This window comes from Gordonia sp. IITR100, assembly GCF_002009645.1.
GTDB classification, from domain to species: Bacteria; Actinomycetota; Actinomycetes; order Mycobacteriales; family Mycobacteriaceae; genus Gordonia; species Gordonia hongkongensis.
The window spans coordinates 1-21,906 of record NZ_MVKV01000014.1 but is presented as its reverse complement, the minus strand read 5'-3'; the positions used below and the strand labels follow the sequence as shown (position 1 = coordinate 21,906).

General features: G+C 67.1%; 17 protein-coding genes and 1 pseudogene. 7 read left to right on the top strand and 11 right to left on the bottom strand.

The window, feature by feature from the left end:
• Positions 1-3: 3 nt before the first annotated feature.
• Both B1818_RS17515 and B1818_RS17510 read right to left on the bottom strand, forming a co-directional pair.
• The gene (locus tag B1818_RS17515) at positions 4-1,419 is read right to left on the bottom strand and encodes a sugar transferase (protein ID WP_139363051.1); all 1,416 of its coding nucleotides are present in this window, start codon (positions 1,417-1,419) and stop codon (positions 4-6) included.
• 611 nt (positions 1,420-2,030) lie between these two features.
• Positions 2,031-2,589: pseudogene (locus B1818_RS17510) on the bottom strand (dTDP-glucose 4,6-dehydratase); the annotation flags it as partial.
• A gap of 118 nt (positions 2,590-2,707) precedes the next feature.
• Between B1818_RS17510 and rfbA the strand changes: the two are divergent.
• The 3 genes from rfbA (at position 2,708) to B1818_RS17490 (ending at position 5,218) form a co-directional block, all read left to right on the top strand.
• Positions 2,708-3,586, top strand: a complete 879-nt coding sequence (gene rfbA / locus B1818_RS17505) for a glucose-1-phosphate thymidylyltransferase RfbA (RefSeq protein ID WP_078113480.1) — start codon at positions 2,708-2,710, stop codon at positions 3,584-3,586.
• Positions 3,587-3,618: 32 nt separating this feature from the next.
• A complete protein-coding gene (locus B1818_RS17500; RefSeq protein WP_078113479.1) occupies positions 3,619-4,584 on the top strand; it encodes an acyltransferase family protein in 966 nt (321 codons plus the stop codon).
• 316 nt (positions 4,585-4,900) lie between these two features.
• Positions 4,901-5,218 (top strand): hypothetical protein, encoded by a 318-nt coding sequence (locus tag B1818_RS17490; RefSeq protein ID WP_078113477.1) that lies wholly within the window; start codon positions 4,901-4,903, stop codon positions 5,216-5,218.
• A 35-nt stretch (positions 5,219-5,253) separates the two neighbouring features.
• On the opposite strand, the gene B1818_RS17485 is transcribed toward B1818_RS17490, so the two are convergent.
• Genes B1818_RS17485 through B1818_RS17470 form a run of 4 tightly spaced genes read right to left on the bottom strand, consistent with a single transcriptional unit; the run spans position 5,254 to position 12,095 of the window.
• The gene (locus tag B1818_RS17485) at positions 5,254-7,155 is read right to left on the bottom strand and encodes a glycosyltransferase family 39 protein (RefSeq protein ID WP_078113476.1); all 1,902 of its coding nucleotides are present in this window, start codon (positions 7,153-7,155) and stop codon (positions 5,254-5,256) included.
• On the bottom strand, positions 7,152-9,116 hold the full coding sequence (locus B1818_RS17480; protein WP_078113475.1) for a hypothetical protein: 1,965 nt from the start codon (positions 9,114-9,116) through the stop codon (positions 7,152-7,154). Before B1818_RS17480 ends, B1818_RS17485 begins: the two co-directional genes overlap by 4 nt.
• On the bottom strand, positions 9,109-10,554 hold the full coding sequence (locus tag B1818_RS17475; protein WP_078113474.1) for a glycosyltransferase family 2 protein: 1,446 nt from the start codon (positions 10,552-10,554) through the stop codon (positions 9,109-9,111). Before B1818_RS17475 ends, B1818_RS17480 begins: the two co-directional genes overlap by 8 nt.
• A complete protein-coding gene (locus B1818_RS17470; protein WP_078113473.1) occupies positions 10,551-12,095 on the bottom strand; it encodes a hypothetical protein in 1,545 nt (514 codons plus the stop codon). The genes B1818_RS17475 and B1818_RS17470 overlap by 4 nt, the downstream gene beginning before the upstream one ends.
• Before the next feature lie 1,240 nt (positions 12,096-13,335).
• On the opposite strand from B1818_RS17470, the gene B1818_RS17465 reads away from it, so the two are divergent.
• On the top strand, positions 13,336-14,598 hold the full coding sequence (locus tag B1818_RS17465) for an HNH endonuclease signature motif containing protein (protein ID WP_078113472.1): 1,263 nt from the start codon (positions 13,336-13,338) through the stop codon (positions 14,596-14,598).
• A gap of 102 nt (positions 14,599-14,700) precedes the next feature.
• Here the strand turns inward: B1818_RS17465 and B1818_RS17460 are convergent, their stop codons facing one another.
• Positions 14,701-15,597 (bottom strand): alpha/beta fold hydrolase, encoded by an 897-nt coding sequence (locus B1818_RS17460; RefSeq protein ID WP_176455951.1) that lies wholly within the window; start codon positions 15,595-15,597, stop codon positions 14,701-14,703.
• A gap of 30 nt (positions 15,598-15,627) precedes the next feature.
• Here B1818_RS17460 and B1818_RS17455 point away from each other — a divergent pair, with 30 nt between their 5' ends.
• Complete coding sequence (locus B1818_RS17455) at positions 15,628-16,551, top strand: alpha/beta fold hydrolase (protein WP_068971172.1); 924 nt, start codon at positions 15,628-15,630, stop codon at positions 16,549-16,551.
• Positions 16,552-16,799: 248 nt separating this feature from the next.
• On the opposite strand, the gene B1818_RS17450 is transcribed toward B1818_RS17455, so the two are convergent.
• From B1818_RS17450 to B1818_RS17435, 4 genes are all read right to left on the bottom strand, one after another.
• Complete coding sequence (locus B1818_RS17450; protein WP_078113470.1) at positions 16,800-17,699, bottom strand: copper resistance D family protein; 900 nt, start codon at positions 17,697-17,699, stop codon at positions 16,800-16,802.
• Between the two features lie 6 nt (positions 17,700-17,705).
• Positions 17,706-18,254, bottom strand: a complete 549-nt coding sequence (locus tag B1818_RS17445; protein ID WP_078113547.1) for a copper resistance CopC family protein — start codon at positions 18,252-18,254, stop codon at positions 17,706-17,708.
• On the bottom strand, positions 18,247-18,978 hold the full coding sequence (locus B1818_RS17440) for a YcnI family protein (RefSeq protein WP_078113469.1): 732 nt from the start codon (positions 18,976-18,978) through the stop codon (positions 18,247-18,249). Before B1818_RS17440 ends, B1818_RS17445 begins: the two co-directional genes overlap by 8 nt.
• A gap of 87 nt (positions 18,979-19,065) precedes the next feature.
• On the bottom strand, positions 19,066-19,581 hold the full coding sequence (locus B1818_RS17435; RefSeq protein ID WP_078113468.1) for a YtxH domain-containing protein: 516 nt from the start codon (positions 19,579-19,581) through the stop codon (positions 19,066-19,068).
• 70 nt (positions 19,582-19,651) lie between these two features.
• On the opposite strand from B1818_RS17435, the gene B1818_RS17430 reads away from it, so the two are divergent.
• The gene (locus B1818_RS17430) at positions 19,652-20,503 is read left to right on the top strand and encodes a GNAT family N-acetyltransferase (RefSeq protein ID WP_078113467.1); all 852 of its coding nucleotides are present in this window, start codon (positions 19,652-19,654) and stop codon (positions 20,501-20,503) included.
• 5 nt (positions 20,504-20,508) lie between these two features.
• Positions 20,509-21,699, top strand: coding sequence for an alkaline phosphatase family protein (locus tag B1818_RS17425; protein WP_078113466.1), 1,191 nt, complete (start codon positions 20,509-20,511; stop codon positions 21,697-21,699).
• The last annotated feature ends 207 nt before the right edge of the window (positions 21,700-21,906 follow it).

Sequence of the window (21,906 nt, the reverse complement as noted above, 5' to 3'; positions counted from 1 at the left end):
TGCTCAGTACGCTCCGTCTTTGTGCAACACCGCGCGGAGGGTCCGCCACAGGATCAGTGCGTCCTGCATGATCGACCAGTTCTCGACGTAGGACAGATCCAGCCGTACGGATTCTTCCCACGACAGGTCAGAACGCCCCGAGACCTGCCAGAGCCCGGTCATTCCGGGCTTGACGAGCATCCTCCGCGCCACCCGGCCGTCGTACTGTTCGACCTCCTCGGGCAACGGCGGCCGCGGGCCGACGAGGCTCATCGTGCCGCCCAGCACATTCAGCAACTGCGGGATCTCGTCGATGCTGTAACGCCTGATGAAGGCACCCACCCTCGTGACGCGTGGGTCGTCACGCATCTTGAACAGCACCCCTGCGCCCTCATCGAGAGCTCTGAGATCTGATTTGTTTTTGTCCGCGTCCTGAACCATCGAACGGAACTTCCACATGAGGAAAGGCCGATTGTTGATGCCGACCCGGGTCGCGCGGTAGAAGACCGGTCCGGGCGAATCCATCTTGACGGCCACCGCCACTGCGAGGAACACCGGAGCGATGACAGTCAGAATGGCCGCCGAGCCAACCCGGTCGACAAAGGCCTTGCGAAACCGGTTTGCACCTTCGTATCGAGGCTTGTCGATGTGAAGGAGCGGCAGTCCGGCGACCGGACGCACCATGACGCGGGGCCCGGCGACGTCGGTGACGCCCGGAGACACGATCATGTCGACATCGAGTCCTTCGAGATCCCATGACAGCGCCTGCATCGCGTCGTGACCCAGCGCTTCCGCAGACGTCACGGCAACAGTGGTGGCCTCTGAGTCCGCAACCGAGTCACAGACTTCGTCGAAGGTCCCGAGAACGGGCACCTGCACGTCCCCCACCGCCATCTGGCGCGGTCGCCCACTTCGTTCGGGTAGGCAGATACCGACAACGCGGTAGCCAAGTTCTGGGTGCTTGACCAGTCGCTCCATCAACGGCACCGCCGAACTGCGGGTGCCGACCACCAACACACGCTCCAGATTCTCCGATCGACGCCTCTGGATCAGAAGGACACGTCGCCACAACCACCGGGACAGCAACAGCCCGAACGTTCCGATCGGGAGCGCGAGCGCCAGGAATCCCCGGGCGATGTTCAGTTTGAAGAGCAGATCGAGCATTGCGAGCACACCGAAGACCGATAAACAGGCAGTGACGACTCGGCTGTATTCCTGCGAACCGGAGGCAATGATGCGGCGGTCGAGGCTCTGAAATGCCCGGAGGGCCAGGAGCCACGAGATCGCCAGTGCAACAGAGACGTAGATCGCGGGTGCGCCGACCGCACCATTCGGTGTCATCGCGCCATCGGCACCGAAGCGGACCCGCTGAGCCACCCAGACCGCAAGCCCGACGATCGCCGCATCTGAAATCGAAACCCGCAGGAGATATGCACTCATCCACGAGCGCGAACGTTCGTGTGCACGATCGACAAACCGGAGCCGCTGGTTGCGGCGGCCAGCGCTACGCACCGGCCGTTCGTAGGCTTGACGATCGGCCACTGCCCACCTCCATACAACCCCGAAAATACTGAAGGAAAAGGCGAACTCCCCAACGCCGCACAAGAACGACTTTCAACTTCGAAACACGTCCTGTGCGGCGAGCTTATTTCACTTCGATCACACTGACAACTCGACCGAGCAACGCGGATTTCCCAGTTCAAGGTGCAGGCCGAGTACGTTTACGTACTGGCAACAGTAGCGCTCAATGGGCCTCCATGGGCCTTCGGCGAGGAGCATGAGCTGCACCTTTCCGTCAGCGAAGGATCTTCGCTACCGTCGCGCGACACCCGGACGGCTGCCACCCACACCTTCAATTGTCGACGCCTGCAAAATAGGGACATATGCGAACGCGGAATCAACATGCATGTGTCCGGGGTCACTCCACAAGCGATCAACACATAGTAACTATTATTCGAGGACCGTAAAGCAGATGCTTTCTTCGAGGTCACACCCCTGCTTGACAACGGGGTATTAACAAGGCGTGACGAAATGCGAACCGCTCGGCAGGTTCAGCCGGTGACGCGTTCGGTGGTGGCGTACTTCTGTTCGACGGCTTCTTTGGCGGGTTGCCACCAGCCGGGGTGGTCGCGGTACCAGTCGATGGTGGCGGCGAGGCCGGCGCGGAAGTCGAGGTAGGCGGGGGTCCAGCCGAGTTCGGTGCGCAGGCGGGTGGAGTCGATGGCGTAGCGGCGGTCGTGGCCGGGGCGGTCGGTGACGAAGTCGAAGGCGTCGGCGGGCTGGTCGAGGAGTTCGAGGATGGTCTCCACGACGGTGCGGTTGTCGACCTCGCCGTCGGCGCCGATGAGGTAGGTCTCGCCGATCTGGCCGCGGTCGATGATTGTCCACACGGCGTCGTTGTGGTCGTCGACGTGGATCCAGTCCCGGACGTTGCGGCCGTCGCCGTAGAGCTTGGGGCGCACCCCGGAGAGCACGTTGGTGATCTGGCGGGGGATGAACTTCTCGATGTGCTGGTACGGGCCGTAGTTGTTGGAGCAGTTGGAGATGGTCGTCTTCGGTGAAGCGGGCGGGGTCGTCGAGATCGAGATCGCCGTAGACCTCGTCGGCGCTGGACCGTGTTTGGTCTGGTCCGCATTGTTAACTGACATTGATTACCGCGAATAGTCGCAAATAGACCCATACGAGAATCAATTCTGCGAAATGTGCACAATCGGCTTAACCTAGCCGCATGAAGGGCATCATTCTGGCCGGCGGTACGGGCACGCGGCTGCACCCCATCACGCAGGGGGTGAGCAAGCAACTCGTCCCGGTCTACGACAAGCCGATGATCTATTACCCGCTCTCGACGCTCATGCTGGCCGGGATCCGCGACATCCTGATCATCACCACCCCGCACGACGCCCCGGCCTTCGAGAACCTGCTCGGCAACGGCGACCAGTTCGGCATCGACCTCACCTACAAGACCCAGCCCTCCCCGGACGGACTCGCGCAGGCCTTTGTCCTCGGCGCCGACCACATCGGTACAGACTCGGTGGCTCTCGTCCTCGGCGACAACATCTTCTACGGCCCCGGCGTGGGAAGCCAGCTACAGGGGTTCGACGAGATCGACGGGGGTGCGATCTTCGCGTACTGGGTGGCCAACCCGGAGGCCTACGGCGTGGTCGACTTCGACGCCGACGGGAACGCTCTGTCGCTCGAGGAGAAGCCCGCGAGACCGAAGTCGAACTTCGCGGTGCCCGGCCTGTACTTCTACGACAACGACGTGGTCGACATCGCCCGCAACCTGCGGCCCAGCTCCCGCGGCGAATACGAGATCACCGACGTCAACGCCCACTACCTCGACCGCGGCAAACTGTCGGTACGGGTGCTGCCTCGCGGGACCGCCTGGCTCGACACCGGCACCTTCGACAGCCTCCTCGACGCCGGCAACTTCGTACGCACCGTCGAACAACGCCAGGGACTCAAAATTGCTGCGCCGGAGGAGATCGCGTGGCGACAGGGATTCATCAGCGATGAAGAACTACTTGCAAGTGCACAGAAGCTTATGAAGTCCGGCTACGGACATTACCTCTCATCGCTCCTGGCGCGCGGCAGACAAGCCCACTGAGCGCGCGGATTGTGGCCCCCACAAGTCGGTCGGTGTCCATCGACCTGCTCCGCGTTCTCGGAATCGCTGCGATTGTCGCGGGGCATGTCTGGGACAATCTGTTCACGCGCGAGGCGATCTACACGTGGCATGTGCCACTGTTCTTCTTCCTGACCGGCTATCTGTGGACGACAACGCGGCCGTTGCGAACTGAGGTGCGGAAACGCGCGCGCACCCTTCTTGTCCCCTACATCTGCTGGCTCGCACTGATATCAGTCCCATACGTCGGTTTGTCGGTGTTACGCGACTCAAAAGAACCAGCCCCGTTGATCCGCGACATCCTCTGGGGTGGAGCGGAGCTTGGTCGGCCGTACTCGGCCTTCTGGTTCGTCACCGCCCTCTTTTTCGCTGCAATGCTGCTTCGATCGATGCAGCGTCTGCCAGCTTGGACACCGTGGGTTCTTGCGGCCGCCGGGATCGTCGTCTGTTACACCAACAGCTCGGCAGTAGCGGCACTCCCCCTCTCTCTGGGCGTCGCAGTTCCGGCGATGATCTTCATCCTTGTGGGAGTTGCGTTTCGGTCGGTGAGGGAACGCATCCGACGTCCGGCCTCATGGGGTGCTGCCGGGTTGGTGCTCTCGTCGATTCTCGTCTTCTGCGGCCTGAGCGACCCAATGGACATGAAACAGGCAGACTTCGGCACGCCTGTTCTGAGCGTGATCGTCGCGGCGGTGATCGCAGCCGGCCTCGTACTCGTCCTCGAGCCTGCGATCCGCTGGACGGGACGCGCCGCCGAGTGGACAACGAGACTCGCCGCCGCCGGTTTCATGGTGGTGCTTACGCACGCGGTCGTCCTCTGGCTTCTGCGGACGCCGCCTTCCGGTAGTTGGGTCGACTTCGGCGCAGCTCTTCTCGTTCCGTGGGCCGCCGCCCTCCTACTCGCTGGCACGTCGTTGTCGCGATACCTACTGGGCGTGGAACGTCACAGGAAGCAGGGCGCGTCCTTGGGTGGCGTCTGACCTGTCGATAGAGTTGCAGCGGCCCAACGGTCCCAGGAACGTCAGGAGATCTCTGCACATGTGGAATGCGGTCAAGGTTTTCGCCAAATCGGCCCCAGTGTGGGCATGGATTCTGATGGGGATCTGCCTGGTTGCCATTGTCGTCGGCCTCATCGTCGCGGGTAACCGAACAACGCACGCCGCCGCCCTGGAATCCGGTGTCACAACGTGGACCGTCGTCGTCTCGTCAGGCGTCGCGCACTTCTAACCCCCCCCACTTCACAGGTAACGATCCGCAGAACGAGCACGGTCAAGTCCGATTACCCATAATGTCCTGATGCCCGACCCGTTCCACGCCCTGGTCCTGATGAACCTTCTCTTCGTCGTGGGTGCGTGGTGCCTCGCCAGGCCGAGTTACGGCGCCGCCGCGGTTCTCGTGGTCACCGGTGTCGCATGGGCACTGTGGAATCAGCCGATCGAGGGCCGCGTACTGATGTCCTTCAACATCGAGCACGGGATAACAGAGTCCGACATGTTGTCGGTGCTGGCTGTCGTGATCGCGACCATCACGGTCTACCGGGCTCGACTCAGGAGCCGGCGGCCGGGTGACGAGGTGGTTTCGTCCGCAAGAGATGGGCCGCTCAACCGGCGGTAGGACTCACCAGAAGGCCGCCGAACAGCGAGCGCGACTCAACGTGCAGGCGTCGAACCCTTGATCCGATAGATCCGGAACTGCGGTTTGCCAGTCGGCGTCGTCACCGTCATGGCGACCGTCGCGATGCCGGCGCCGTCGTCCCAAAGTGTTGGATAGCGAACGTTGATGGCGTCGAGCGAGCCGAGGCCGGTCGGCCGCTGCGTGAGGATGTACTGCACGCCCTGCTCGGCGGGTGCGTTCAGCTTCGCGAAGAAGTCGAAGTCGCTGCGCACGACGAACTGTTCGGGGCGCTCGGACTCCAGCCAGACGCGCGAGACCCCGAAGGTGTCGACGAGAACGGAGCCCTCCGGCAGATTCTGACTGTCCAGCCAGTCGGCGACGTTGCCCGACATCTCGCCGAACCAGTAGAACCAGAATTCCGACGGCGGGTGACGGTCAGGCCAGAACGCCGAGCGCAGTCCGTACTCCTCCTTGCCCAGCGCCGGGTTGAGCATCGACGACGCCGTCACCGGTAACGAGGTCGCCAGGACCAGCGCCATGAGTGTGGTGAGGGTGGTCCTTTCGACACACGACCTCCGCAAGCTCCGGTCGCTGCTCAAGGAGCGGCGGGTGGGCGACCTCCGCAAGCTCCGGTCGCTGCTCAAGGAGCGGCGGGTGGGCGCAGCGTGTAGGTCAGCGGACCCTTCGTGGCTCGTCGCTAACGCTCCTCGCACCTCAGGGAGCAGAGGTTGCCTGGCGTCGGGGAGCAGACGGTGGGCGGGGCCACACGCGACGAGGACCGCGACGACGATCAGCGGCGTCGACGCCAGGTAGAAGCGGAACCAGCCGAAGGTCGAGCCGAGGATCACCGCGGACATCTGAAACAGCAGAACCGAACCGAACACCACTGCCGGCACCGCGGCATCGACCCTGCGCAGCCGCACCGCGATCCAGGCCACGACCGGCAGCACCGCGAACAGCAGCGGTTGCATGCCGAGCAGGTTCGCGACGATCACCTCCGCCAGCGGCCCTGCTCCGACGTCCTCGGCCGAGACGATCCCCGCCGCCGCCACCTGCGCCGAGTTGCCGTACTGCGAGGAGAACTGGGAGAACGCATTCCCGTCGAGGAGCCAGCCGAGGCCCGCCCACACCACGAACGCGAACGCCGTGGGCATGGCCACGATGGTCGCGTCGTGCACACCGAAGGGGGCTCCGGCCCGCCACCCCACCCGTCCGGAGACTCCTTCGGGACGGTGCCGTCGGGTCGACACCACGAACACCCCGACCGCCACACCCGCGGCCGCGGGTAGCGCCTCGTAGCGTGTCAGATACGCCAAACCCAGGGCGACGCCGGCGATGACCAGGTCGAACACACGTGATCGATTCACCCACAGCAGGATTCGACGGCATGTCCACAGCAGGAAGAACAGGAACGGCGCCTCGCTCATCCCCATCCCCGCGTACAGGATGATCATCGGGTTCAGCGCGAACGCCGCGACCGCGATCCAACGCAGCAGACGGCCGGCACCGTAGTCGAGGGCGATGCGCCGAACCTGCCACCCGGCACCGGCCATGAACACGGCGCTCATGACCGCACCGGCGAATCCGACGCGACGCAGCTCCGGCCACTGGTTCAGGGGCCAGTGCGACGACAGTTCGACGAGCGGGATCTCGATCAGACTCGGCAACGGATTCCACACGAAGCCGATCGCGCCCAGATGCGGGTCCCGGCTCCAGATGGTGAACCCGGCGTTGCCCACGCGACTGCTCGCGTCGGGATTGATGTATCCGACAGCGAAATACAGGTACGCACCGACCGCCAGATACCCGGCGACCAGACCGGTGAACAGCGACATACCCCACCACTGCGTCGCGGTGAGCCGTCGACGGCCCTCACTCACCGGCGGCTGCACACCGGCCGCCGGTGCCGAGGCGTCGTCGTGAAGCTCGACGGTCATGTAGTCGAGCCGTCAGCGGGATCGCCCGAGCCGCCGAAGCGTCTGCGATACAACATGATCGCCACCGAAACGAGGACTGCGATTGCGACGACGGCGGCGCTGACACCCAGCCACACCACCCAACTGGTGCCGACCTGATCGACCTCGGCCTGCGGACCGTCGGCCCGCACGGTCATCAGCTCGGGCTGACCCGCGCGGCCGGCCACCAGGACGTCACCGCGGAGGTTCGCCAGATCTCCCTGCTGATCATCGAGATACGCGAACAGCGGGTCGACCAGATCCCACGACCCCGAGGTGCTCACCAACACCACCGTGCGCGAGTTCTGCGAGAACGCCTGGATGGTGCCCAGCCCGTCCGGGATCGCCAGCCTGATCTGCGCGGCCAGGTCGACGAGCGTGGACGAATCCTCGGTGTTGATCGGCGGATTCAGCGGGCGGGCGTTCGCCGCATCGGCCACCACGAGTGCGCCGGTATTGCTGGCGATCGCCTGATCCAGCGGCACCAGCACCGGCGACAGTGCGGTGGCCGAACTGCGCTGCACCGACGCGAGCAGTGCGGCGGCGGCGTCGAGTTGCGCCGGGTTGGTGTTGTCGAGCGCGACCTGGACGGTCGGCTGCCACCCGAGTGGCACCGACGAGAAACCGCCCATCCGAACGGGAGTCGTGCTCGACGACGCGGTCGACGACGGGTCGATCTGGAACGTCAGCGGCACGCTGCGAGGCGAACAGGCACCCGGGGCCGGCTCGTAGGAGACCCGGAACTCGAGCGGTTCGTTCGCCGCCACCTGCGCGGCGGGAATGGTGAACTTCGTGTCCAGGGCGCCAGATGCGTTCAGCGCACTCGTGTGCAGGATCTCGCCGCCGGTGACGGCCATGACGTTCGCGCGTTCGTTGTCGCGGACCGGGGTGTAGCGCGCCTTCAGCGCGACGTCGACCGCGCCGGGCCGGCCGAGCGCGAGAATGGTGGGGTCGAAACCCGGTATCAGTGACGCGGTCCCGAGAGCCTCCACCGACAACCGATCGGAGAACTCCCCGAAGGTCACCGAGTCCGAACCCTGCACATCCCGGTCGCCCACCGATTCAACTGCGGCGGAGGGCGTCTGCGCCAGATCGGTCAGCCCGTCGCGGAACAGGGCCACCTGATCGGGCAGGGAGTCCTGGTCGCCGCTGATCACCAATGCGGCCCCGGGAAGTCCCGCACGTTCCAGCCGGACACTCCCCGCCCCACCCTCCTCGCGGATGACGACCACCCGGTCCAGCGGACTGGCTGCACGCGGCAACCGGGCATCGGCCGACTCCACCACGTCGATCGCAACACGTTGCGGACGATAGTGATTCGCGATGGCGGCGACGACGCCGAGCGTGGTCTGCGCGGCCGCGGCACTCGGGTCCACCGGGGTGTACACGGTTACCCGGTTGACCACGGTCCCGAACACATCCTGAATGGTGGAAGGCACCGTCGCGGCGCCCCGGAAGGCGACGTTCAGGCTGGTCAGCGCGACCTCCGGCACCGGTCCGCACACCGAATCGTCGGTCCCGTTGCGCAGCGTCAGTCGCAGATCCGCACGGCCGTTGTCGCCCACGGGCACTGCGGTCAGCGGAACGGAAAACGCGGTGCTGAGCTGCCGCGGACCGAACCCCGGTACGACGACGGTACCGATGATCGTGCCGTCGGTGCGGGCGACCTGGATGAAGGCGTCGGTCACGTTCGTCGCCGACGCCACCACACCGGTCACCGTGGTCGGTGACATCCCCTGCGGCACCGGGATGCTCACGCCGACCGGGACGTCGGCGCCGTCGATGGTCACCGAAGTGCCCATGCCCAGTTGTCGCCAATTGAGCGTCGTCGTTCCATCGCCCGGGGCTGCAGCGGCCGGCGCCACGGCTCCCATGCCGACGATCAGCGCCACCAGGACCGCTCCCAGGAGGCGTCGCAGGCGGACAAAACTGTTGCTAGACATTCTCAGGACCTTTCGGCGGTCGGGACGCACCGGGCATGGCCGAGAGTCCGTGCACGGTCTTCTCCCAGTAGGAGGGCTTGTAGATGAGCTGCGCCATGCTCTTGATCGCAGCCATGGACTGAAGGAACCAGTAACCGGGCACAAGGAGCGCGGCACCGAGTAGATGGGGTTTGCCGAGCGTCCGCGTCGACACGACGCCCAGCATGATGGTGGCCAGGTTCCCGACGGTGAACATCAGGACGCACAGGTAGTAGATGGGCCCGGGGAACAGGGAGTGCATGAAGCCGGGCTTCCCGGCGAACCACACCAGCAGCAGCGCCCAGAACAGCAGGTTGAGGGTGTTGGCGATCGGCATTCCTGCGGTCAGGTTCGAGATACGAAGTGCCGGAACGAGTCCGAGTTCGCGGACCATGTCGACCGGGTGGCGGGTGTGCACCAGAAAGGTCTGGAGATAGCCCTTGTACCAACGAGAGCGCTGCCGCACCCAGTTCACGACGTCGGCGTTCGCCTCTTCGCCGGTGAGCGAGTCCAGGACGACCGTGCGATACCCGTAGCGCGCCAGCCGGATTCCGAGGTCGGCGTCCTCGGTGACGTTGTAAGCATCCCATCCGCCGACCTCTCGCAGTACGTCGGTGCGGATGTGGTTCGACGTCCCGCCGAGCGGGATCACACACTTCGACGCACTCAGTGCGGGGAGCATGTAGGAGAACCACTGGTCGTACTCGATGGCGAACCACCGGGTCAGGAGATTCTCGCGCTCGTTGTAGTAACCGAGCCGCGCCTGCACCGAACCGACCTCGGGCGGACTTGCGGCGAAGACTGCTGCCGCCCTGCGCAATTGCAGCGGATCCGGGATGTCTTCAGCGTCGTAGATGGTGACGATGTCGCTGCGTTCCGACGGCAGGCTCATGGCGACGTTGCACGCTTTGGGTTTGGTCCGCGGCTCGCTCGGCGGGACCAGCACCGGGGTGATCCCGTCCAGTTCGGCATGCTCGACAGCCGCCCGGGTCTCGTTGTCGTCTTCTTCCAGGACCAGCAAGATGTCGAGTTTGTCTGCGGGATAGTCGATCTTGCCGACACCGGCGACGAGGTTGGCGACGATCTCGGGTTCTCCGTAGACCGGCAACAGCACGGTGTAGACCGGCAGGTCGGCGTCGGGAATCGCGCGTGCGTCGTCGTCGGACACCCTCAGCACTCCCCTGCCGGACATGCCGCGGGTGACGAGCACGAACTTGTCGACGCTCGAGACCAGGAAGTACAGAGCGCAGATGCTCAGGATGACCGCGAGTGAGACCCGCCAGGTCAGGAGGAACGCTGCCGCGGTCACGATCGCGAGCACGACGAGGCCGAGACGCTGCCTGCGGCTCAAAGGATGTCGTGCCGACAGGGTGGAGACATGCCGCGCGTCGGTGACCGGTCCCGCGTCGGGGATGGTCACCGAGCTGGTCGTTCGACGGCGTCGATCATCGACCACGCGAGATCGGTCAGCGCGACATCGAGGTCGGAGTCGTCGACGGGGTCCGGGGTGTCGTCGCCACCGCGGATGAGCCAACTGATGGGTTCGGCGACGGTGGTGGCATAGCTGGGCGGCTTCGGCTCCGCGACGTTCGACGATCCCGGCTGATCACGCGCGGCCATCAGGTAGACGGCGATAAAGCGCTCACCGGCTGGCGTGGGGACTCGCCAACCCCAGAATCGACCGGTCCACAGTGTTTGATCCGAGGTGCGGACCGACTCCAGGGTGTTGGCGATGCTGCCGAGCCGGGTGTGTCGGCCGTCCGAAGAGGCGGGAGTCGAGTGGATCGTCGCCGGCGGCACCGTCTCGTACCAGAGACCACGGCGGTAACTGGAGAATCGGCCCAGATCCGCGGTGGAGAACACGTCGAGATAGGCGGTGGACAGCGGCCTGTCCTCCGGACCGGTCTGGCCCGTCGTGACCCGGTACCGGCGCACGTCACCGTCGGACCCCATGACCCGCGGACCCCAGTCGAACACCTCGGGCTCGGTGATCCCGATACCCAGCGTCCGCAACTGTTCGAGCCACTCCTCGCCGATGGGCGGTGACACAACGGGTTTCGGCGATTCCGGCGCAAACGGGGTGACCGCCAGGATCACCAGTGCCACCAACCAGGCCGACGCCAGGGTGGCGATGGACTGCTTGGGCAGGCCGGCGCGTGCCGAGCCCGTTCTCCCGAACCGGAGTCGTACGACGATCGCGATCGCGGTCACCGCACCGGCGGGAATCGTGTAGGCCAGGACCGGGATGTCGTGGAGTACCGCGACCAGCACCGCGCCGCCGACGCCGGACAGCGCCGCGGTGGCGAGGGCGACCCGCGGGTGCCGACGCAGCGACATGTACGTCACGACGAGGGCAATCGCCACGGACAACGCGCCGAAGGCGACGGTCGTGCCGCCGAGCACCTGCCCCATGAGCAGGTAGTTCGGCGGGAAGCAGGTCAGCAGGAACAGCCAGATGAGGTAGTCGCGGACGACGCGTCGGATCCCGAAGACCACGATCGACGCCGCGAACACCCAGATGAGGAGCGGGATCAGATCGGCGTGCCAGAACGCCGCGACGGCCGGAATCCGCGGGATGACCAGGGCCGCGGTCAGTCCGAGCGCGCCGCCCACGACGACGACCAGGATGCGGTCGAACTCGCCGTCACCGATCTCACGGCCCCGCGACGAGACGTCGAGCCCGAAGGCGATCATCAGACACCACAGGGGCACGAACAGCAGGTATGCCGTCGGCGACCCCTGGCGGAGCGCGTCGAACTCGGCGGCGATGGCCGGCGCGAACGCGAGCATGCCCGCGCCGATCGTCGACGCGTACCGGGCGCCCATCGACATCTCGCGCGGCGCGGTCAGCGTCGCTCGCCATGTGCGACGAGCCGCGCCTTGTGCCGGCGCCGAAGCCGCGTCGGCGTCGACGTCCGCAGATGGCGGCGACGCGGGCACGACTGAATCGAGAACAGTCATCGAGATCCTCCCCAGGACGGCGCCTGAGCAGTGGGCTCCAACGCCAGACGCGGCTCCGGTGCCAACCCTGCGGGCCTCCCCTGGCGACCGAATCGCGAACTGGAATGAGAGTAACGCTAAAAAGAAAGTTGATGGAGCGCATCGACTACACGAATTTTGCGAGCCGCGGCCGTGGCGGTGCTGGCTTCGGGCTCGACGCGGGGTTGAGCTGTGTTCCGTATTATGTTGCAGCAGAGATAGTTTGGCAGACAGACAGCGTCGCCCTGGGCCGCCGGCTTAGCCGCGATGTGGGCGGAAGTCACGCGACTTACGGCACGAATTTGTAGTTGATGTCACACCTGAGAAAGTGGGTCACCTGACCATGTCGCAACGCTAAAGACGCTGTGCTGCAGCTATTCACAAACGTTCCATGTGGTTCGGCAACAATGTCGAGACGTTTGGGCGGTAGGGCCACCGCGAAACGTCATCGACAAGTATTCCTTGTCAGTCAGCAGTCGCGGCGGGATCGTCGTGAGTCCATTCGCGAGACCACGTCGACGTCACGTGGTGCTACTGCGTCGACTTCTGGTCTTTTGACAACGGCGGTGTTGGCGCTCTGCGTCCTCGCGACCGGACCAGCAGACCTCGGCCATCCACGTCGGTGACAGTGATCGGTCGGCGCATCCACCGTCATCGGCTGCGCCCTCCGCTATTGGGCCCACCGATTTGGCACGGGTGCGTCAGCCGACTCGTCGGACCGCTCGTCAACCTCGCGAGGGACGACCCTCGGGCGGCGGCCTGGCCGTTGCACCCGTCGAACCTGAGGACCCGTCGGCGCGGTCGGCGTGGCAGGCGGCATCGCCGACAACGAGGACAACTGGCGGGGCCCGGCACGGCACGGCGCCGCCTACACCACCGACCGCAGGCCGATCGGCGTGGCGGGCTACGGCGGACCCGCTGAGCGCAAGGAGGTCTACGCGCCACTCGCGCAGGTGTCGCCGAACTTCGACCTGCCGGCCACCGCCGATCCCTGTGGGGATGACGAGCACCGAGTGGGCGTTCGTCTGCATCACGAAGGCCGCTACCTGACCGCCCGTGGGGCTCGTGGTCATGGCGCGAATCACCAATTCTGGGCGCGAACTCGAAACGGGTGTGACTGGAGTCAATTACTGACAACAGTTACCACGTTGTCGACGAAAAACGCTGCACAGTCGATGAATTCGCGGTTCCCGGCTTGTGGAAACTCCTCGAAATCGAACGAATGTTCCTGTACCTTGGAGTCATGCCAGAGCTCGCCACTCTTCTCGATCAGCTCATCGAGACCACCCCACCCGCCGACGACCCCACGGGCCGATCAACATTCGACGCGCTCGAGACGCTGCGCTTGATCCGCAACACCGTCGACCACCAGATCGTCACCCACGCAGCACAACTCGACGAACTCGGCGTCGCTCAGAAAGCCGGCAGCACCACCAAGAAGTTGCTGATCGAGTCAGGACATGCACCGGCCGCTGCTCTTCGCACCATGCGCAGCGTCGACGCCCTGCCCGCGCTTCCAGCCCTGACCCGTCACGCCGCCGACGGGCGGCTGACCGGCGAGGTCGTCGACGCCGTCGTCCGCGGGATGAACGAGATCGACAAGCGTTGTGGTGAGCCGCTTTCCGACGGTGACCGCCCCCAATACGAAAGCGAACTCATCGCACAAGCGTTGTCCGGCGCGACCCCGACACAGGTCCTCAAACACGCCCGCGCGATCGCCAACGCTCTCGCCGACGCCTCCGACACCGGTGTTCCCGCAGCCGACGACCCATCTCTGAACTCGGTGAACGCCCACACCACCGACGACGGCCGCGTCGAAATCCGCGCCGACCTCACCCAGATCGTCGGCGAGAAGTTCCTGGCGATGATCGACGAACGGTCCTGCCCACGACCCGAACCCGACGGCGCCGAGGACCGGCGCAACGCCGAGCAACGCCGCGCCGACGCCTTCGAACTGATCCTCGACCAAGCCGCGATCGGCGCCACCCTCGACACCGTCGGTTCCCCACGCACTCAGCTGATGCTGACCATCCCCGCTACCGGCGTCGATCCGGCGTCGCTGCCGTGGACCGGATCGGTCAGCCAAGCGACCGCGAAACAGGTGTCGTGCGACGCCTCGCTGACCGAGATCGTTCTCAACGGTGAGGGCGTACCGCTGCAGATGGGTCACACCCACCGGTTGTATCCGGCACACCTACGCAAAGCGATCATCGTCCGCGACGCCTGCTGCATCAAATGCGGTGCACCGCCGTCCCATACACAGGTGCATCACATCAAGTCGTGGGCCGACGGTGGACCCACCGACCTCGACAACGGCTGCCTACTGTGCCAGCGCTGCCACACCCAAGTCCACCACCACGGCTGGGACATCGTCATGGGCTTCGACCGACACCCCTGGCTCGTGCCGCCCACCTCGATAGATCCACACCGTCGACCCCGACCCGCCCACAACCGACGCACCATGCGACTCGACGACGCCGCCTGACCGGCCGTCCGACACACACTTTCGCGTACACCTTCCGCACCCGGCCATCGCCCGGGACCGCATCCGTCCCTTGACAACTCCACAGTGTGAACGGCGGCTCTGTCAGTGCGCCGCGACTGACGACCGATCCCGAGGCACCACGGCGTCGAGTGCCTCGGCAAACGGTGGGATGAAGTAGCGCGCGCCGAGGACGCAGCAGGCGTGCCCGCCGTCGACCTCGAAACGCTGTGCGCCGGGAATGCCGTCGATCAGCAGCTGCTGCCGTTCGGGCTCGACGACCCGGTCGCGGATGGAGACGACGACGGCGGTCGGGACGTCGACCTCGTGGAGCCAGTCGCGAGAGTCGAACTCCCCCAGCCCGTTTCCGAAGTCACCGAGGTGCGACAGCGGCGTCGAGAAGAACTGTCGAAGGGCCCAGATCGAGGTGTGTGAGGTCGTCTTGTTCAGACTCTTCTCGGACACCCGCGGCAGGATGCGGTAGACGGGGCGGAGGATGCGTCCCATGCGTTCCGACGACGCGCGGTGCCGGGGATCGTGGGTGCTGAAGTACGGGCCGGTCGAACAGAGCACCAGACCGGCGACGCGTCCCGGATGGCGTCGCCACACCAGCTGGGCGATGCCACCGCCCATCGAGAACCCGGCGACCGTGAACCGGTCGATACCCAGGACGTCGGCGAGGGCGACGACGTCGTCGGCGCAGTCACGGAGGTCGAAGGTGTCGGACTCGATGCCGCGGCCGTGCCAGCGCGCGTCCAAAGTGATGACGCGATAGCGGTCGTTGATCGCCGGGATCGTCGGGTACCAGCAGAGCAACCCGGTGGTGAGCACCGAATGCAGGAGGAAGACGGCGGGCGCATCGCGCGGCCCCGAGTCGGTGACGAATGCCCGCCCGCGCCCCGGGAGGTCGACCATCCGGCCCTCCGGGATGTCCCGAGCCGGGTACGGGGTGAACACGTGGCGGATGGCGCGCGCGGTGCCGTGAACGAACTCGGGGATCACGCCACCAACGGTACGTGAGATGCTGATCACATGATCGACATCGCCCGTCCGAAAATCGAGGGGTCGATCGCCGTCGCCGACGGTGATCGTCGGATCGGATTCGCCGAGTACGGATCGGCCACCGGACGGGCCATCGTCTGGTTACACGGCACCCCCGGCGCGCGGCGCCAGATCCCCGTCGAAGCTCGTGCGTACGCGCTCGAACGCGGAATCCGCCTCATCGGACTCGATCGGCCGGGCGTGGGGTCGTCGAGCCCGCATCGGTACGACAACGTCGCGGCCTTCGCACCGGACCTCGCCGAGGTCCTCGAAGCCCTGGGCATCGACGACTTCGCGATCATCGGGCTGTCGGGCGGCGGGCCGTACGCACTCGGGGTCGCCCACGCCATGCCCGACCGGGTGACGGCGGCGGGCATCCTCGGCGGTGTCGCGCCGACGGTCGGACCCGACCGCATCGAGGGCGGGGCCATGCGACTCGGCACGCTGCTCGCACCGCTCGTCAGCGTGGCCGGCGCGCCGATCGGCCAGGTGCTGAGCGTCGCCCTCGGCTTCGCCCGGCCGATCGCCGAACCAGCGATCTCCATCTACGGTCGACTGTCCCCGCAGGCGGACCGAGAACTGTTGGCACGCCCCGAGTTCCGGGCCATGTTCCTCGACGACCTGCTCCACGGCGGAAGCCGACGCATGAACGCGCCATTCGCCGACGTCGTCGTCTTCGCGCGGGACTGGGGCTTCCGTGTCGGAGACGTCACGGTGCCCGTGCGCTGGTGGCACGGCGACGCCGACCACATCATCCCGTACGCCCACGGCGAGCACATGGTGTCGCTACTCCCCGACGCGAAGCTGTTCGAGATGCCCGGCGAGAGTCACCTCAGCACCCTGCACATGGCGACCGACATCATCGACGAACTCCTCGCGCTGTGGGACCAATCGCGGCCGCCGATGGGCGAGTGAGGTCGAGCAGCGACGGCCGCCCGCCCCCCGCTCCCCGCTGGTCGAGCAGCGTCGAACGAGCGAAGCGAGGCCGCCGCGCCCGTCGAGGCCACCCCGGCGACCGACGTCGTGAACCGGACAAGTGGCTTCGACACGGCGCCTCGCTACGCTCGGAGCCGGCTCAACCAGCGGGAAAGGTCACCTTCTCGACCAGCGGGAAAGGTCGCCCTCTCGACCAGCGGAAAGGGAGCCGAGGGAGACGCTCCAGCTCAGAGCGGCGCGGTCGCCGACAGCCCGGCCGCGAGGCCCAGCGCCACGGCCATGATCGCCAGTTCGACGACAGCCGCGCGCACGGAGGCGGGCTCGCTGCTGCGATGCCGCTTCACGGCCGGTAGCCACCGCCGGCGGTGCCAGACGGCGAGACCCACGAGGATCGCGAGGACTGCGGCCTTGGCGAGCAGGATTCGGCCGTAACCGCTGCTCACCAGGTTCGCCGGACCGTCGACCTCGATCAGGCCGGAGATCAGGCCGGTCACCGTGAGGACCCCGACGGCCCAGGGCGCGCGACCGGAGAAGACCGGCAGACTGCGCGCCCACCCCGACCGGCCGCGCACCGAGAGCAGCATCGCCGCGAGCAGTCCACACCACCAGGCCGCGGCCAGCGCGTGGGCACCGATGAGGAACGGCCCCCACGAGTCGTTGCCGGCGTGCCCGGCGATCGAGGTGGCCAGCACCCCGATCGCCGCGAGCGCTCCGACCACGAGCACGGGGATCTCGATCCCCGTCAGCAGGTCCAGCACCACCCACGCGAGGATCAGGACCCCGGCCACCAGCGCCACCATCTCGGGCGCACCCGAGAACAGCACGTCGCCGAAGTCGCCGGCCTTGACGTCGAGCACCTCGACACCCGCCCGATCGGCCGTCCGCACCCAGGCGCTGACCAGCACGGCCAACACCCACACCCCGGCCAGCAGGCCGATCACCCGGGTCGAGGGCTCGGCGTCGACCGTCGGGAGCGCCCCCAGACCGAGCAGCGTCACGGAGACACCGAGCGCGAGGGTCGTGGGCACGGCGACCAGATCCGGACCGTCGGGACGGGCGAGCAACCAGCTCACCACGAGACCGCCGGCCAGGGTCATCGCGAGGATCAACCCGTTGCGGACGGTCATCAGGTGTCAGCGCCGCGTCGAGGGTCGCCGGCTGAGCCAGAACACCACGCCGAGTCCGGCGATCAGGACGACCGCGGCGCCGGCGATGAACCACCACACCGGGATTCCCTCGTCGGATGACGCATCGACCGCTTCGATCGCCGGACCGGGTTCACCGTTGCCGGCGACCGCGAGCTCGAACGTGCGCTGTCCGCTGATGACGTGCCCATCGGCCGAGGTCACCCGGTAGTTGACGACGTACTCACCGGCCGGGCCGAGTTCGCGCACCCCGACACGCAGGTTGGGGCCATCGACCGTCGGGTCGCCGTTCTGCCAGTAGTGGTCGTCGGGCCCGACGACGTTGAGCACCGCATAGGACGACTGGATCGGCTCGTTGAAGGTCAGCGTCACCGTCTGCGGACCGGACTGCAGCGTCGCCCCCTCGGCGGGGTCGGAGGACACCAGCCGCGAGTGCGCCGACGCCGGGGCCGCCGCCCACGTTCCGACGAGCCCGAGACACAGCAGAGTCGCGAAGACCAGGACGACGCGTCGAACCGGCGCGCGACGGTCAGGCATCGCCGCCGCCACGACCATTGCGACGCAGGGCTGTCAGCGCCGCGACGCCGATGACCGCGCCGAGAGTGCCGACCACCAGGCCGATCCCGCCGAGCCAGCGCGCGGCGGAGTCCTCAGACGATGCCGACGACTCGGAGGTGTCCGATGCGTCGGCGGTGCCAGTCGTCGAGGCGGCGTGCGAGCCGCCGTGATGTCCGTCGCCCGTGGCCGGCGGCAGGGTCAGCGTCGGTGCGGGCAGCTCCGGCTCGGTGCCGTCGTCGGGGGTCGGCTGACTCCAGTCGGCGGTCTCACCGTCGGCGTAGGTCTGCAGCGCGGGGAGTTCGACGGTCTCCTGCTCGGGGAACGGTCCGCCGGAGAACCGGAACTGGCCGAACTGTCCGACCGGCACCCCCGGCGATCCCGGATCGGCGGTCCAGGTGATCTCGGTGACCTTGTCGTCCTTCTTGGTGACGACGGACTTCCAGCCGGGCATCACCTCGGGACGGGCCGAGGTCAGGCCGGGGAGCGTCACCCGCAGCGCGGTCGTGGCGGCGGCGTCGGACTCGTTGGGGACGACGAAGGTGACGACGCCGTACCCGCCCTGGGTGACCGTCGGGGCGTTGGCGGTGACGTGGGCCGACGCGGCACCCGCACCCGCGAAGGAGGCGAGGCCGACGAGGGCGACGGCGGCGGCGGGCGCGGTGATGCGGCGGGCGATCGTGGCCCGCGGGGAATTGAGCTTCATGGATTGTGTCTTTCGATGGTGTCGGGACCGGTCCTCGTGGACGCGTGCATCAACCCCACACCGTTCTGGTCTGGGGCCCGGGCGGCGTCAGGAGGCGTCGGGCGGTCCGCGAACGCCGGTGCCGCACAACGCGGGTGCGGCCGGAACACAAGGCGGCGTCCAGAACACCGGAGCGGCCGGATGTGCCGCGAGGGCGACCGGCGGCACCAGCGATCGGATCACCGAGCCGATCGACGCCAGGAGGTGGGCACCGGCGACGATTCCGACCGCGCTGAGCGGGATCGCCACCAGGTGGGTGAGGAGCATCGGCAGCGTCGAGGTGTTGTGGGCGGCGTGCCCGGCGTCGAGCGCGAGAGCCCAGTGACTCGCCGCCTGGGCAGCGGACAGGACCAGCGTGGTCGACGCCGTCGCCGTCGTGAGCCGTCCCCGGCGCGGCGCGAGCAGCATCGCTGCGACCACGCCGATCGCGGCGCTCAGCAGCATGCCCGACGAACTCGGCATCGCCCCACTCGCCGCACCGTGCGCGGCGACCGCGACCGCGGGAACCACACCGGCCGCAGCGACGCGCGCGAACGCGTCGGACGGTCGGGCGGTGCGGGACATGGGGCTCATCTTAGATCGGGCTGGTCGAACCCCGACCACGGTGTCGCCGGGCGATGACAGAATCGACCCCATGTCGGATACAACCCTCGGTGTGGAGGTTCGTGAACTGTCGTCGCCCGACGAGCTCGAGGACCTCCTGCGGATCTTCGACGACGTGTGGCGGCCCGATCCGACGAACCGGCCCGTGGGGACCGACATGCTGCGGGCGCTCAGTCACGCCGGCAATTATGTGGCCGGCGCCTTCATCGGCGACCACCTCGCGGGCGGGAGCGTGGCGTTCTTCGGCGCACCGGTCGGCGAGACCCTACACAGCCACATCACCGGGGTCACCCGCCGCGGCCGCGGCCATCAGGTGGGTTATGCGCTGAAGATGCACCAGCGTCGCTGGGCGTTGGAGCGCGGACTGTCGACGATCACCTGGACCTTCGATCCCCTGGTCGCCCGGAACGCCTACTTCAACCTCACCAAGCTGGGCGCGACGCCCGTGCACTACTACGAGGATTTCTACGGCGAACTCGGTGACGAGCTGGGCGGCGATGCCGACTCCGACCGGGTGCTGGTGGCGTGGGACCTCAAGTCCGCCGCGCCGTCGGTGCCGGACGGGTCGCCGAGGTCGGAGGGAGCGGTCCAGTCGGTGGACGAGGCGCTCGCCGGTGGCGCCGTGTCGGTCATCGACGTCGAACAACCATCCCATCCCGTCGCGCACCACGAGCGCATCACACCGGATGCCGGCGCCGTTGTCGAGGTTCCGCGTGACGTCGAGTCGATGCGGGTCAGCGCGCCGCTCGACGCCGCCCGGTGGCGGATCGCGCTGCGAGATGCGTTGTCGCCGTTGCTCGTCGAGGGAGAAGCGCGTCGGTCGGTCCGGTTCCTGCGGTCGGGACACTATGTGTTCGGACCGGCCGGTTCGGGGGCGCGGTGACGGAAATGGCGGGTCCGCTGGAGCTGGCCCCGGCAGACTGGCACGGCTATCCGCACACGCTCGCCGACGTGTTGCCGGCGGTGGCGGGTGCACTCGGGATCGCGTCCGATGGTGCGGGACCCGTTGTCCCGCCGAGCGACTCGGTGGTTCTGCTGCTCATCGACGGCCTGGGCGCGACCCTGCTGGACGACTACGCCGAACATGCCCCGACGCTCAAGGAACTGACCTCGACCACGCTGCGGGCCGGGTTTCCGGCGACCACCGCGACCAGCATCCTGAGCCTGACGGGCGGCACGTCGTGCGGAGTGCACGGGATCATCGGGTACAGCTTCCGCCCGGGTGACGAATGCCGGACCCGCGGGTCACGACGAGTGCTCAACTCGCTGCGCTGGACGCTCGACGACGCCTCCGGACCGTCGGCGTTGATGACCTATCCCCCGGCACTCGTCCGCACCGAGCGTGGGAGTCTCGAAGAGCTTGCCGCAGAGGGTGTCCGGGTGACCTACGTGATGCCCGGCGAGTTCCGCGGAACCGGCCTGACGATGGCTGCCTTCCGCGCGTCGGGGCAGTTCGTGCCCGCCGTGACGCCCGACGGCATCCGCGACGCCGTGCTGACCACCCTGCGGCGTCGGAGTCGGCATCGACGTTTCGTGTACGCCTACTACAGCGAGCTCGACATGGCGGGCCACATCCACGGCCCGGGGTCGGCGGAGTGGCTGGAGAAGCTGCGCATCGTCGAGCGGCTGGTCGCTGGCCTCGCCTCCGAACTGGGCGATGACACAACACTTCTCGTCACCGGTGACCACGGGATGATCACCGCCGACCGGGCGATCGACATCGACACCGCCCCCGCCCTGCTCGACGGCGTCGACGCGGTGGCCGGCGAGGCGCGGGTCCGGCACGTCTATGCCACACCGGGATCGGCCGACGACGTGCTGAGCGGTTGGGCGTCGTATCTCGGCGCCGCCGCGCACGTGGTCTCGCGCGAGCAGACCATCGACGAAGAGTGGTTCGGACCGATCGTCAGTGACGCTGTGGCACAACGCATCGGCGACGTCGTCGCGGTGGCCCGCGGCGCCACCACCCTCACCCGAAGCAAGCGCGAGACGATGGAGTCGATGATGCTCGGCCACCACGGCGCCTGGACCACCGCCGAGCAACTCGTGCCGCTCATCGTGGCCCGGGCTGCGTCCTGATCCGGAAGAACGACCTGCCCCCCGCTCCTCAGCTCAGGGAGCGCCCGGAGCTTGCGGACGGCGCGGCCAACCACCGCTCCCTGAGGAGCGCCCGGAGCTTGCGGAGGGCGCGGCCAACCACCGCTCCCTGAGCCTGAATCTTTCACGGGTGGGTAGGGTTTCGCCGATCGGTTGTCGGTGTCGCCTTTTGATGGTTGGTGCTGGTGT

Bases quoted from the DNA above. Each gene is read 5' to 3' on its own strand.
- B1818_RS17515 (WP_139363051.1), bottom strand. From the start codon at position 1,419: ATGAGTGCATATCTCCTGCGGGTTTCGATTTCAGATGCGGCGATCGTC.
- rfbA (WP_078113480.1), top strand. From the start codon at position 2,708: ATGAAGGGCATCATTCTGGCCGGCGGTACGGGCACGCGGCTGCACCCC.
- B1818_RS17490 (WP_078113477.1), top strand. From the start codon at position 4,901: ATGCCCGACCCGTTCCACGCCCTGGTCCTGATGAACCTTCTCTTCGTC.
- B1818_RS17485 (WP_078113476.1), bottom strand. From the start codon at position 7,155: ATGACCGTCGAGCTTCACGACGACGCCTCGGCACCGGCGGCCGGTGTG.
- B1818_RS17480 (WP_078113475.1), bottom strand. From the start codon at position 9,116: ATGTCTAGCAACAGTTTTGTCCGCCTGCGACGCCTCCTGGGAGCGGTC.
- B1818_RS17470 (WP_078113473.1), bottom strand. From the start codon at position 12,095: ATGACTGTTCTCGATTCAGTCGTGCCCGCGTCGCCGCCATCTGCGGAC.
- B1818_RS17465 (WP_078113472.1), top strand. From the start codon at position 13,336: ATGTTCCTGTACCTTGGAGTCATGCCAGAGCTCGCCACTCTTCTCGAT.
- B1818_RS17455 (WP_068971172.1), top strand. From the start codon at position 15,628: ATGATCGACATCGCCCGTCCGAAAATCGAGGGGTCGATCGCCGTCGCC.
- B1818_RS17450 (WP_078113470.1), bottom strand. From the start codon at position 17,699: ATGACCGTCCGCAACGGGTTGATCCTCGCGATGACCCTGGCCGGCGGT.
- B1818_RS17445 (WP_078113547.1), bottom strand. From the start codon at position 18,254: ATGCCTGACCGTCGCGCGCCGGTTCGACGCGTCGTCCTGGTCTTCGCG.
- B1818_RS17440 (WP_078113469.1), bottom strand. From the start codon at position 18,978: ATGAAGCTCAATTCCCCGCGGGCCACGATCGCCCGCCGCATCACCGCG.
- B1818_RS17435 (WP_078113468.1), bottom strand. From the start codon at position 19,581: ATGTCCCGCACCGCCCGACCGTCCGACGCGTTCGCGCGCGTCGCTGCG.
- B1818_RS17430 (WP_078113467.1), top strand. From the start codon at position 19,652: ATGTCGGATACAACCCTCGGTGTGGAGGTTCGTGAACTGTCGTCGCCC.
- B1818_RS17425 (WP_078113466.1), top strand. From the start codon at position 20,509: ATGGCGGGTCCGCTGGAGCTGGCCCCGGCAGACTGGCACGGCTATCCG.